At 68.8% G+C, this 12567-nt stretch carries 13 protein-coding genes; 8 read left to right on the top strand and 5 right to left on the bottom strand.

Annotation, left to right across the window (positions count from 1 at the left end):
- The first annotated feature begins 92 nt into the window (after positions 1-92).
- From ACWESM_RS20945 to ACWESM_RS20960, 4 genes are read left to right on the top strand one after another with little or no spacing between them, the layout of a single operon-like run.
- The gene (locus ACWESM_RS20945) at positions 93-1943 is read left to right on the top strand and encodes an SCO2524 family protein (RefSeq protein ID WP_355075144.1); all 1851 of its coding nucleotides are present in this window, start codon (positions 93-95) and stop codon (positions 1941-1943) included.
- A gap of 10 nt (positions 1944-1953) precedes the next feature.
- The gene (locus tag ACWESM_RS20950) at positions 1954-2868 is read left to right on the top strand and encodes an SCO2523 family variant P-loop protein (RefSeq protein ID WP_355075146.1); all 915 of its coding nucleotides are present in this window, start codon (positions 1954-1956) and stop codon (positions 2866-2868) included.
- A complete protein-coding gene (locus tag ACWESM_RS20955) occupies positions 2869-3879 on the top strand; it encodes an SCO2522 family protein (RefSeq protein WP_355075148.1) in 1011 nt (336 codons plus the stop codon).
- A gap of 1 nt (position 3880) precedes the next feature.
- Positions 3881-4852 (top strand): SCO2521 family protein, encoded by a 972-nt coding sequence (locus tag ACWESM_RS20960; RefSeq protein ID WP_355075150.1) that lies wholly within the window; start codon positions 3881-3883, stop codon positions 4850-4852.
- 12 nt (positions 4853-4864) lie between these two features.
- On the opposite strand, the gene ACWESM_RS20965 is transcribed toward ACWESM_RS20960, so the two are convergent.
- The 3 genes from ACWESM_RS20965 to ACWESM_RS20975 all read right to left on the bottom strand — a co-directional run bounded on the left by ACWESM_RS20965 (position 4865) and on the right by ACWESM_RS20975 (position 7120).
- Entirely contained in the window at positions 4865-5686 is an 822-nt protein-coding gene (locus ACWESM_RS20965; protein ID WP_412805914.1) for a hypothetical protein, read from the bottom strand.
- 1 nt (position 5687) lies between these two features.
- Positions 5688-6164 (bottom strand): GNAT family N-acetyltransferase, encoded by a 477-nt coding sequence (locus ACWESM_RS20970; protein ID WP_355075154.1) that lies wholly within the window; start codon positions 6162-6164, stop codon positions 5688-5690.
- A 191-nt stretch (positions 6165-6355) separates the two neighbouring features.
- Positions 6356-7120 carry an SDR family NAD(P)-dependent oxidoreductase gene (locus ACWESM_RS20975; protein ID WP_452493262.1) on the bottom strand — a complete coding sequence of 255 codons (765 nt, stop codon included), beginning with the start codon at positions 7118-7120 and terminating at the stop codon, positions 6356-6358.
- 121 nt (positions 7121-7241) lie between these two features.
- Between ACWESM_RS20975 and ACWESM_RS20980 the strand changes: the two genes are divergently transcribed.
- Together ACWESM_RS20980 and ACWESM_RS20985 are read left to right on the top strand one after the other, a co-directional pair.
- On the top strand, positions 7242-8387 hold the full coding sequence (locus ACWESM_RS20980) for a thiolase family protein (protein WP_452493263.1): 1146 nt from the start codon (positions 7242-7244) through the stop codon (positions 8385-8387).
- A 25-nt stretch (positions 8388-8412) separates the two neighbouring features.
- Positions 8413-9300: an ArgK/MeaB family GTPase gene (locus tag ACWESM_RS20985; RefSeq protein ID WP_452493266.1), complete on the top strand. Its 888-nt coding sequence runs from the start codon at positions 8413-8415 to the stop codon at positions 9298-9300.
- A 6-nt stretch (positions 9301-9306) separates the two neighbouring features.
- On the opposite strand, the gene ACWESM_RS20990 is transcribed toward ACWESM_RS20985, so the two are convergent.
- Together ACWESM_RS20990 and ACWESM_RS20995 are read right to left on the bottom strand one after the other, a co-directional pair.
- The gene (locus ACWESM_RS20990; protein WP_452493268.1) at positions 9307-10116 is read right to left on the bottom strand and encodes an acyl-CoA thioesterase; all 810 of its coding nucleotides are present in this window, start codon (positions 10114-10116) and stop codon (positions 9307-9309) included.
- 44 nt (positions 10117-10160) lie between these two features.
- On the bottom strand, positions 10161-10814 hold the full coding sequence (locus ACWESM_RS20995; protein ID WP_379041513.1) for a TetR/AcrR family transcriptional regulator: 654 nt from the start codon (positions 10812-10814) through the stop codon (positions 10161-10163).
- Between the two features lie 264 nt (positions 10815-11078).
- Here ACWESM_RS20995 and ACWESM_RS21000 point away from each other — a divergent pair, with 264 nt between their 5' ends.
- Together ACWESM_RS21000 and ACWESM_RS21005 are read left to right on the top strand one after the other, a co-directional pair.
- Complete coding sequence (locus ACWESM_RS21000; protein WP_452493270.1) at positions 11079-11864, top strand: enoyl-CoA hydratase; 786 nt, start codon at positions 11079-11081, stop codon at positions 11862-11864.
- Positions 11865-12028: 164 nt separating this feature from the next.
- A complete protein-coding gene (locus tag ACWESM_RS21005; protein WP_452493272.1) occupies positions 12029-12529 on the top strand; it encodes a hypothetical protein in 501 nt (166 codons plus the stop codon).
- Positions 12530-12567 lie beyond the last annotated feature (38 nt).

A 12567-nucleotide genomic window follows, 5' to 3' on the forward strand; every position in this document is an offset into this window, starting at 1 on the left:
AGGGTGCTTGGCTAAGTGAACATTCGCGGGGCACACTCTAGGTAACGACGTCCGGCGCCGCCGGTCGAATGCGGGGGCGAGGTCCGAGAAAGATGAGGATTCGGCCGAGGCAGCAGTTGCTCGAGCTGTGGCGAGCGGTGCTGGCCTACTCCTATCGGAACGGAACGTGGACGTGGGGCGGGCGCGACGGCGCCAACTCGATCAGCGACGCCGAACAACTGCTCTGCCTGCTGTATCCGGCTACCGAGATCGCGGCGTTCGCGCTGGACCAGCCGAACGACATGAGTCCCGACGTCCGGTCCGCGCTCGCCCCGTTCGGCGAGGAGACCCGCATCGGCGGCGTCCTGGTCGACTTGGTGGAGGACTATCTGCGCCGCTACACCGGACCCGACGGCGAACCGGTCTTCGCCAGCGGCTCCTACTTGCGCTCGGGCGACGACACTCCGCTCACCCCGGGTCAGCAGGCGGTGGAGGTCGTCGACTCGTACTCGATGTCGTTGAGTCTGTGCATCGCGGCGCTGCGATTCCTGCGCGGATTCATGCGCTTCGTCAGCGGTGAGGTCCGGCTGGAGGCTCGCCAGCTGCGCGAGCGGATCCCCATGGTGATCGAACAGGTCAGCGCGCGGCTCACCGCGGCGATGGCTGGCCTGGTCCGCAGTTTCGTCATCCACACACCGGAGCCGAAGACCGAATACGGTCAATCGATCGTCTACATGCTCAATCAGTCCCGTACGCCGTCCGACGAGGTCATCGAACGGCTGTCGACACAGCTGGAACGCCTGCGGGTGCAGGCGGCCAACGAGGTCAGGCTCAGCCAGACCACCGAGATCGATATCGCCGACGACGGGCGGCTGTTCGAATGCGGATGGAGCTGGGGCATCGTGCGCAGCGCCGAACCCATCGACCTCGTGCCCGGCCGGGTCAGCAGCACGCCCGGGCACGCCGAATCCCGTCCCTACCTGTACTTCACGGCCGTCGCGCTGGACGGCATCAGCGACCTGTCGTCGCAGCGCATCCGGGAACTCGATCTGCTGACCGACGAGCAGCGCACGCTCGCCGACGCGCTGCAGTTGCGCTTCGAGCTGACCCGCAACTACTGGTCGAGGGTCGCCCGCTTCGACAGTGGCCGCTGGCCGCTGGAGGACATCCCGTGGCGTACCTCCGACGGCGAGGAATCGGAGTACTTCAGTCTCGTGGTCGCCGCCGTACTCATCCAGGACCTGGTCTACCGGGAGAGCACCGAGGATCTGGCGCGCACGGTGTCGGTGCTCGATCAGCTGGCCCGCCGGGGACGCATCACCAGCCGGTTCACCGTCGATGATCCGGCCGCGCCATTGCACTTCCCGGGTGTGCGACTGAACCTGGCCGGCAGCGAGGACGTCGCCGACGGATCCCGATTGATCTGGTACGTCCCGGATTTCGCGACCTTGCTGCTCAAACGCTGCCTGGATGCCGCACGCCTGCGCACCGACGTGGACACCCGCGATCGGTTGATGGAACTCGCCGAGGCGGCGATGGATCACCTCGACCGGCGGGTGCTGCGGAACGGCTCGGTGGTCGGTTTGTGGGACGACATCGGCAGGCTGGTCGGCACGGGCGACATACGGACGGAAGGGCCGTCCTGGTTCGTCACGGAGCGAATGATGGAGTGCTTGGTCATCGCGTACAGCACCTTCGAGCAACCGCCGCTGGCTCCGCAGGCGATGGTCGCCCGCGCGGTGGACCTGCTCAGCGAGGCCGAGCATCTGCTCAATCAAGAGGAACTGGAGGTCGAGGGCCAGGATCGCTCGCCGAAACAGGCGGCGATCAACCGGATCCGGCAGTCGCTGGACCGGGCCCGCCGCGTGCTGCGCGAACGTCCCGGCACCGCCTACAGCCTGGCCACCCAGGCGTTGGTCCAGCTCGACGAACTGGCCTACGCCCGCCGGGACGCGACACGGTAGGGGCGGCATCGTGCTGGTGTTCTCCACCTCCGACAAGGGCGGCACCGGACGGTCGGTGACCAGTTGCAACATCGCCTACCGGCTGTGCCGTTCCGGCCTCAACGTCGTCTACGCCGACTTCGACCTCGGCTCGCCCACGGCCGGTGCGCTGTTCGAGATCGGCGCGGCCGAACGCGGCGTGCCCAGCGGCGGCGTGCATTCCTACCTGCTCGGCGAGAGCGGAACCGTCGCCCGCGTCGACGTGGGCGCGGCGACCGATCGGCCGGAACTGCGCCGGATCGGCCCCAACTCGGGGCGGCTGGTGCTGCTGCCGGGAGACGAGGGCGGCGCCGAATTCCTCACCGACGACGACGCGGTGGTCGAGCGCTGCGCGGAACTGCTGGTCGCGCTGGATCACGAGTTCCGGGTGGTGTTCGTGGATCTGAGCGCGGGCCGTTCCGCGGCGCTGCAGATCGTGTTGCAGGCGACCGCCTTACCGCAACTGCGCGGGCTGACCGCTCGATGGTTGATCTTCCACCGCTGGACGCGCCAGCACATCTTGGCCGCCGCCGGCCTGGTGTACGGCTCGCACGGATTGCTGAAGGCGGGAGCCGAGTGCGGCCACGACCCGGAGGAGTTGCTCGGGTCGGTGCGTTACGTGCGCACCGCGGTGCCCGACGCCAACTGGGACGGTGTCGCCCAGCGCCCGGCGCAGGCGGCGTGGCTGCAAGAGCAGGACACCGCGCTGCGGCGGCTGGCCACCGCCAAACGGCTCGGCACGACGGCGGTGCTCGGCTCAACCCCGATCGAGCCGGTGCTGCAACGGCGCGAGCAGCTCATTCTCGACGCCGACGTCAACGCCCAGATCGCCAACGAGCAGACCGCGCAGGCCTATGCCGAGCTCGCTCGACGACTGGTCGACAACGCGACCTGGGAGAGGCTGTAGATGGGGGAAACACAGGGCTACAGCGAGGCCACGGAACAGCCGCGAATCGCTCAGGTCCCGTTGTCGCACTTGTCGATCGAGGTCGGGCATTTCTATCTCAACGACATCAGTTCCGACATCGAACGGGTCGGCGCGGAGTTTCGCCGCATCGTCCCGCTGGTATCTGCCTTCACCGAGTCGGCCAAGGTGCAGTTCGGACCGAACGCCCGGGTCAGCACCTGCTACCTGATCGACGACTACTTCCAGCCCGACACCGACCCCGCCGCCATCCTCACCAAGCTGCTGGGCGCCGCGGACGAAGCCGGGTTGGTCATCGACTATCTGGCCCGGGAGTCCGCCTGCTGGCGGGCCTCGAGGTTCGTCGACGGTGTGGCGTTCGGTGAGCCGATTCCCGTGGCGGAGATGGTGGCCGCGCGCATCGTCGCCGAGCCCGCGCCGCCGAGCACGGGCCGCAGGCCGCCGACCGCGGAATCGGGCTGGCTGTGCAACGGGCGGCGGTCCTCCGAGGACGAACGCGGCCAGGCCATGCGGCAGCGGATCTATCAGCCGCCGGAGGAGTTCGGCCGCCGCGAGCATTCGATCTTCCTGGACGTGGAACTGTGGAGCAAGCACGTCGTCGACGGGGTGGCGGTGACGCGCTGGTCGTGCCCGTTCCTGGCCGCGGTCTGGCATCTGCTGCGGCTGGGCATGCTGCGCTACCACGGCGCCGCCGTGGTGGATCCGCAACCATGGCGCCGCGAGGATCTCGCGCCGCGCCGCTGGCACGACATTCCGCCGGTGGTGCGGCTCAATCCGTCCGCCGCGCCGTTCGCCGCTTACAAGACCTTGTCGATGCTGCCCAAGCGGTACATCGGCATCGAGCACGCGGTGCGGCTGGTGCTCGACCATCTCGATCTCGACGACGACGTGGTCGAACAGACCATCGTCCGTGGCGGCGGAGAGGTGCCACCGGTGCCGGTGCCGCGCGCGGTCAGCGAACGGCTCTCGCACCTGCTGCTCGACGGAGCCTGACATGGCCTCGACCACGCCTTTGGTCGTGCTCGGTGAAGTACGCACCTGCCTGCTGCCGTCGGCGACCGCGCTGACCGGACCCGAGGCCTGCGATCTGCTGGCGCTCATGCCGGGCTGCACGGTGCGCTGGCGGGAGCGGCCGGGCACGCTGGCGGTGTCGCCGACCACCGCGGTCGGCGTCGATTGCGATCTGGCCGTGGGCGAGCAGACCGCCCACATCGTCGGGACCGTGGCGACCAGCGCGGTCCTGTCCGGCGGCCGCGTGCTGCAGTCCAGCGCACGCACCCAGGTGGTCCGCGCGGCCAACCGGCGCAGGCAGACGTGGTCGCACTACCTCAGCCGCAAGGGCGTGACCGAGGTCATCAGCCGCCTGCCCGAAAGAAGCGGCAGCGCTGAGGCTTTGGCCGAGGGTTATCTCACCGGTCCGGTCGGCTCCGAGACGTTGGACCTGGCTTCGATCAGCGAGCGGCTGCTGGCTCGCCTGCGCGCCGACACCAGGCTGGACCAGAAGCCGCCGGTGCGGACCGGCGCCACCCGGTTGCGCTGGGTTGCCTGGATCGGGGGCGGTGCGGGCCCCACCGCCAAGCTGCACCTGGACGACGCCACCGTGCGCACCGTCCGGATGCGGGTGCGCAACGAGGCCGATCTGCATGAGGCGCAGCGGTTCTGCGAGGACCTGGCCGCGCACGACTGGCTGCTGACCGTCGTCACCGACGCGCTGGCCGAGGCCGACCGCTTCCCCTCGCACAGTCGCGAACGCACCGACATCCTCGCCCCCGTGCTGGAGGATCTCACCGGACTGTGGATGCCGGGAGCGCACACTCCGGCATCGATGCGGACGTTGTGGCAGAAGTTGCAGACGGATCCCGGGTTGTCTCGCCAGTGGAACGCCCTCGTCGCGCGGTTGCAGAACCGTATCGCCATCGCGACGCTGGACGCGCTGCGGCACAAGGCTTTCGACGCCGAATGGTAGCGCCGCGTCACGCTACATCCGGAACCACTTGCGCACCAGCAGCGCGAAGAACACCGACATCGACACCGTGCCCATCCACGCTTCCACGGCGAACAACGGCCGGGCGATCGGGCGCAGATCCTCGGTGTCACCGGGGCCCAGGGGATTGATGAAGCTGGTCACGCAGGTATAGACGGTGGCGGCGGGCGAGGGATTGCCGTTCAGGGCCAAAGCGGCGACGGTGAACAGCACCAGCTGCACCGCGACCCAGCCGAGCAGCCAGAACGGCCGGTACCCGTAGCCGCACAGCACATACGACAGTTGTCCGGTCCACCGCCGCCAGCCCGGCGGCAGCGCGAGCGTGCGCGCCCGCGCCAAGCGCAGACCGCAGCGGTCCTGCGCTTCGTCGTCCTCGTTCATCCGGTACAGTGCGGCGCCTCTGCGATAGGCGAGGGCGGCGTGACCGGGCAGACGCGCCGCGGAGAGCTGGGCGCCCAACTGCTCGTACACCTCGGCCAGCATGGTGTTCTGCCGACTGCTCAGCCGCAATGGGCCGCGGAATTCGAGTTCCGCGGCCAGCAGCGCCGCCGGGATCGCGCTCGGCACCCGCCAGCCGGCCTCGTCGGGTATCGGTTGCCGTGCGGCGGCGTACAGATGCCGGAACACCAGGGAATCGGAGCGCCGCCGCGTGCTGGGCGGGTCGTAGTCGGCCAGAATAGCCTCGGCGTGCGCTGCGAACCGCTCCAGTTCGATCTGCTCGGAGCGCTCACCCCGATCGAGTTCGGCGGTGTATTCGTCGGCGCGCCTTGTGATCCGGGTCGAGACGGATGCGACGAAGGGCGAGATCTCCCCCATATCACGAGTCTAGCGGTCGGCCTTTCAGCCGGTACTCGAAAACGTCGCGGGGCTCGCCGGGGCCGAAATACCGGTCGTCGTGCTCGACGAACTCGAAGCCCGCTCGTTTGAACAGGTTGCTCGCGTGCTGATTGTCCGGCCGCACGGTCAGGTAAACCACTTCGGCTCCCACTTTCCGGCACGTCTGCAGTGTGCGGCTCAGCAGGCCGCGCCCGTACCCTCCGCCCTGGTGCCTCTTGGCCACCGCGAAGGTGAACAGCAACGCCCGGCCCTTCTTCTCCAGGGTCAGCGCGTAACCGATCACCGTGCCGTCCACCTCGACGACCAGCCATTCGGATCCGTGCAGGTCGAACAGTTGGCGCAGCATCAGATACAGGTACGGCTCGGCGAACACCTCGGCCTCGATGGCCGCGATGTCGTCCAGATCGGCGAAGCAGGCCCGCCGGTATTCCGGCTGAGGCGCTTTGGCGATGTTCATCCGCTCCCTACTGCCAGGGCATAGGCCGTCCGATTCCAGCTTAAACGTCACTCACCGAGCGGGGTCAGTGTAGAACCAGCGGAATCGTTCCCCGGCGCGGCGGGCGGTCGGTGTCGCGTCCGCGCCGGATGACCCGGGCGGTGCCGCGAGGCTGTAACGGAGGCAGTCGGGCTCGCTCGCCGCGCAGCGGGCTACTTCGGCGGGAAGCGCAAGGCGCCGTCGAGGCGGATGACTTCGCCGTTGAGGTAGTCGTTCTCGATGATGGCGGCGGCCAGCTTGGCGTACTCCTCGGAACGGCCCATGCGCTTGGGGAACGGCACCTGCGGGCCCCAGTAGGCCTCCAGTTGGTCGGCGGCCTTGCCGTAGGCGGGAGTGTTGACAGTGCCCGGGGCGATCGTCACCACGCGGATGCCCACCGGCGACAGGTCACGAGCGGCCACCAGGGTCATCCCGACCACCCCGCCTTTGGCCGCGGAGTACGGCAGTTGACCGATCTGCCCCTCGAACGCGGCGATCGAGGCGGTGTTCACGATGACGCCGCGCCCGCCCTCCTCCTGGGGATCGGTCTTCGCGATCGCGGCCGCGGACAGGCGCAGGACGTTGAACACGGCGGTCAGATAGAACTCGATGGTGGTGCGGAAACCGTCGAGGGACAGCGGCGTGCCGTCCTTGCCGATCAGGCGGCCGCCGGTCGCGGGACCACCGTGGGTGTCGACCGAGATGCGCAGGGGCCCGAGCGATTCCGCTTCGGCGACGGCTGCGAGCACGGAGTCTTCGTCGGTGGCGTCGGTGTGCACGTAGCGGATTCCGAGTTCGGTCTCGAGCTGCTTGCCCTTCTCGTCGGCGACGTCGGCGACCACGACCTTCGCCCCTGCGGCGTGCAGGCGCCGCACGGTCGCCTCGCCCAGGCCCCCGGTCCCGCCGACGACAAGCGCGGAACTACCACTGATCTGCATGACGTAATCCTATCTTGCAACTCATACTCTCTATTTGAGAAAATCATATTCTCATGACTCTCGGCATGATCACCGAAAAGTCGCCGCGCCGCAAACGCGTCGCCCGGAATGGAGGCCACCAATGCCCGAAGCCGTCATCGTGTCCGCGCTGCGGACGCCCATCGGTACCGCACGGAAGGGAACGCTGCGCGACACCAACGCCTTCGACCTGGCCCACCACGTGGTCGGCGCGGTCGCCGACGGCCTCGACCCGGCCCGGATCGATGACGTCGTCCTGGGGGAGGGGCGCTACGGCGGTGGCGTGCTGGCCCGGCACGCGGCCGTGACCACGGGGCTGACCACGGTGCCGGGCCTGGCCCAGAACCGGCATTGCGCCGCGGGGATGTCCGCGGTGCACACCGCGGCGGCCGGGATTCGCTCCGGGATGGACGAACTCGTCATCGCGGGCGGCGTGAATTCCGAATCCACCGCTCCCAAGGCGCGATTCCGGGTCGGCGCGGACGAATGGATCGATCCGTGGGTGTCGCCGAGCCACCCCGACCGGCCGGATGCCCCCGCGCTGGACATGTCCATCACCGTCGGCTGGAACGCCGCGGTCAAGGCGGGCATCTCCCGTGCGGATATGGACGCCTGGGCGCTGCGTTCGCACCGCAACGCGATCGCCGCCATCGATGAGGGCCGGTTCAAGGAAGAGATCGTGCCCATCGAGACCCCGCACGGCCTGTTCGACACCGACGAGCATCCCCGCCGCGACACCAGCCCGGAGAAACTGGCCTCGCTCAAAGTGCTGCACCCGGAGATCGATGGCTTCTCGATCACCGCGGGCAACGCGTCCGGCGCCAACGACGGCGCCGCCGCACTCGCCATCGCCAGCGACCGCTTGGGTCTGCCCGCGCTGGCCTACATTCGCGCGTGGTCGTCGGTGGGCGTCGATCCCGCCGACACCGGCCTCGCGCCGATCGAGGCGATCACCAAAGTGGTCTACCGAGCGGGCATCTCGCTGTCCGCGGTCGGGCTGATCGAGATCAACGAGGCCTTCGCGTCGGTGCCGATCGCGGCGATCCGGGCACTGGATCTGGATCCGGACAAGGTGAACGTCAGCGGGAGCGGCTGCTCGCTCGGGCACCCGGTGGCCGCGACGGGAGCCAGGATGATCGTCACGCTGGTGCACGAATTGCGCCGCCGCGGCGGTGGTCTGGGGATCGCGGCGATGTGCGCGGGCGGTGGCATGGGCGCGGCCACGGTCATCGAGGTCCCCGCGCCGTGACCGGACGGCGAAGCGGCGCGTCGGGATGGGCGTGACACCGGCCTCGGCGACCGTCGCCGAATTGCTGGCCCAGGCGCGTGCCGGGTCGGCACGGGCGACGGGCCGGTTGCTGAGTCTGGTCGAAGGGGACCGCCGCGACGAGGTCCAAGCCGCCGTGGAGACCCGATCGGTCCGGGTGATCGGCGTGACCGGTCCGCCCGGTGCGGGAAAGTCGACGACGATCGCGGCGCTGGCCGGTGTCTACCGGGCGCGCGGGCTCCGCGTCGCGGTGCTCGCGGTCGACCCGTCTTCGCCCTACAGCGGCGGAGCATTGCTGGGTGACCGGATTCGCATGGTGCAGCACATCGATGATCCTGGCGTGCTGATCCGGTCGCTGGCGACGCGCGGACATCTGGGCGGCCTGGCCGCCGCGGTGCCCGCCGCCATCCGGCTGCTCGCGGCGCTGCACTACGACATCGTCCTGTTGGAGACCGTCGGGGTGGGGCAGTCGGAGATCGAGATCGCGGCCGTCGCGGATCCCACGCTGGTGATCCTGAATCCGGGTGCGGGCGACGCGATCCAAGCCGCGAAGGCGGGTCTGCTGGAGGTGGCCGATCTGCTTGTGGTGAACAAGGCCGACCGCGAGGGCGCCGCGCAGACCGTGCGTGATCTGCGTGCCGAGTCCGACGTGCCGATCCTCACGCTGGCCGCCGCACACGGTGAGCGGGTCGCCGAGTTGGCCGAGGCGATCGAGGCGCACCATCGCGACGACAGCGCGGCGCGGCGCGCGGCTCGGGCCCGCGCGCAGATCCTCTCGCTGGCGCAGACGCGGTTGCGCGCGCACGCCGGATTGGACCGGCTGGCCGCGGAAGTCGCCGCGGGTGAGCGCGACGCTTACAGCGCGGCCGAGCAGTTGCTGCCGTCGCCGGAGTGACGCGTGTCAGTGCTGGGGGATGCGCACCATGGCTTCCTGGGCATAGGAGGCCACCAATGTGCCGTCCTCGGTGAGGATGTCGCCGCGGCCGTAGGCGCGGGCCTGCGCCAGCAGCGGGCTGTGCTGGCGCAGCAGCAGCCATTCGTCGGTGCGGAAGCGCCGATGGAACCAGAGGGTGTGCGAGGTGACGGCAGAGACGAACGCGGTGCCGTTGCCACCCTGCGCGTATCCGTCCAGCGGCAGCAGCGCGGTGCCGATGAGCGTCAGGTCGGTCGCGTAGGCGGTGAGCGCGGGCGCCAGGGCCGGATCCACGTCCGGGGTGCGCATCCAGAACTCGAATTCGGGTGCGGCGGCGCCGAGATCGTCGAGATCCACGCTCGCGCGGGTCTCCCAGGGCAGCAGGTCCCACTCCACCTTGTGCTCGGCGGACAGCAGTTCCGGCGGCGCGGCGATGGACTGCCGGTGCGGGCCATGCTCCTCGGCGTGCAGGGAGACCGAGGCGGTCGCCACGACGCCGCCGGACTGCTCGGCGATCAGCGACAGCGTGGCGAAGGAGCGGCCCGCGTGATGGCGGTGTACCCGGTAGCGGATCGGCTCGTCGATGCGGCCCTCGCGCGCGAACACCGTGTGCAGGGACTTGATCGACTTGTCCGTGACGCCCGCGGTGGCCGCCCGGACGAATTGGCCGAGCAGCTGACCGCCGAACACCCGGCTGTAGGGCAACCGCAGATTGCGGCCCTCGAAGCAGGCGTCGTCGCCGGAGGGCGTCGCGGACAAGTCGAGGCAGGAGACGAGATCACTCCACAGATCGGGCATGCACCCGAGTGTAAGTGAAACTCTCTATTGAGAGAATAGCGTTCTCAGCCGCGAGCGAAACCGTGTGCGCAGAAGTTCCATACTTCGGACGCGGTGATCGGATGCTGCGTCTCGTCGTCGGACGCTCCCGCGGATTGCGCGGTGAACATGACGGTCTGCATGACCATGGCCGCCGTCCGGCGCGAATTGACCTCCGGGCGCAGTTGGCCCGCGTCCTTGGCCAAGTCCATCAGTTCGGTGAACAGCGCCAGCATCGGCGCGTGCGCGACCTTCACGTGATCAGGATGCGAGATCAGCAGCTGCGGTGCGAAATCGGTGAACAGCGGGCGTTGCGCCGACGGATCCGGCCGGCACAGCTCGAACAGCAGCTCGACGGCCACCTGGAGTTTGTCCAGCGGGTCGGTCTGGCCGTCGGCGGCGGCGCGCAGCTGGTCGGACGTGCGGCTCAGGGCGTCCTCGAAGAGGGCGAGCAGCAGTTCGTGTTTGCCGTCGAACTGCAGGTAGAAGCTGCGCAGGGACTGCCGTGAGCGGTCTACCACCTCCTGCACCGTGAAGTCCGTGCTGCCCTTCTCGGTGATGATCGCCTGGGCGGCGTCCAGGAACCGCTGGACACGCTCCTCGGCGCGCAACTTCGCGGTGCGTAGGGAGCGCTCGACGGCGCGCTGCTTCCAGGCCGGTTTCTCGCTCGGGCTGGTCACGGGCGCCTCGGTCCTCGGTCATATGGAGAGAACATGAATGCACTGTACCGGAGAACGGTGTGTCATCGGGTTCTCGGGTCGCCGTGTCCGCCCAGTTGAGAGACTATCCTTTCCTGGTAGGAGAATGCTATTCTCGCAACCAGTCACGCAGCGGTGTGGGGAGGAGGCAGACCGCGGCGGTCCGTTCGGACCGCTCGGGTCGCCCTTCGGTGCGCCGTCGTCGCCGGGCACGCGCTCGGCCGTCTCGGACTCGAGGAGCTCGATTTGTACATTCGCTATGAGGTCGCCGACCGGATCGCCACCATCACTCTCGACCGGCCGGAGGCGGCCAACGCGCAGAACGGCGAACTGCTGGACCAACTCGACGCCGCCTGGGTGCGTGCCGCCGAGGACGACGAGGTCGCGGTCATCGTGCTGCGCGGTGCGGGTAAGCACTTCTCCGCGGGGCACGATCTGAAGGACAAATCGTGGCCGGATCCCAGCAAGATCACCCTCGACCGCATCTACGGGCTGGAGTCGCGCCGCTACCTGGAGTATTCGCTGCGCTGGCGCAACGTGCCGAAACCGTCCATCGCCGCCGTGCAGGGCCGGTGCATCGCGGGCGGTCTGCTGCTGTGCTGGCCGTGCGATCTCATCGTGGCCGCCGACGACGCGCTGTTCTCCGACCCCGTGGTGCTCATGGGCATCGGCGGCGTCGAATACCACGGGCACACTTGGGAACTCGGCGCGCGCAAGGCGAAGGAGATCCTGTTCACGGGCAGGCCGGTGACCGCCGAGGAGGCACGGCAGGTCGGCATGGTGAACAAGGTGGTGCCGCGCGCCGAACTGGACGCGCAGACCAGGGAACTGGCCGCGCAGATCGCCACGATGCCGCCGTTCGGGCTGCGCCAGGCCAAGCGCGCGGTCAATCAGACGCTGGACGTGCAAGGTTTCTACGCCGCGATCCAATCCGTGTTCGACGTGCACCAGACCGGTCACGGCAACGCGCTGAGCGTCAACGGTTTTCCGATCCTGGTCCGGCTGGACGACATGAAAGCCAATATGCAGTAGATCCGGTATGTCACCGGAGCCCTCGTCTGCCGGAGCGCTCCGGCAGTATTCGCACGGCCCTTGCCGCCTCGAAAACCGGCACCGTGTCCGTGCGACCCACCGGCGATCGAGCGCGTACGCGCCCGGCGCCTTCGCTGTTCCCTTTTCCGAAAACGAGGACATCCATGCGCGATTCCATCCTTCGCAAGGCCGTGGCGTGTTGTGGCCTGGCGGTCGTGGCGGCCGCGGCGTTGACCGGCTGCGGTGACGACGAGTCGACCAGCTCCGCGTCGAGCACGTCGGCCGCCCCGGCGACCAGCGCGGCGCCGGGCCAGGCCGACGCGGCGACCACCAAGGCGATCACCGACGTGTACACGAGCTTCTTCAGCGCCTCGACGCCGCCGGATCAGAAGGCCGCGCAGGTGCAGAAGGGCGATGTCTTCCTGCCGATCCTGCAGGCGCAGGCGGGTAATCCGCAGTCGCAGGGCACGTCGGTGACGGTCTCGGCGGTGAAGCTCGTGGACGCGAACAACGCCGACGTCACCTACACGCTGCTGCTCGGCGGCAATCCGGTGCTGCCGAACCAGACCGGTCAGGCGGTCAAGGACGGCGGTCAGTGGAAGGTCGCCACGTCGACCTTCTGCGCGTTGATGACCCTCCAGGGCGGCACCTCGCCTGCCTGCTGAGCGGTATTCGCGCAGAAAAGCCCGGCACGGAATCCGGT

The organism is Nocardia sp. NPDC003999 (assembly GCF_053604885.1).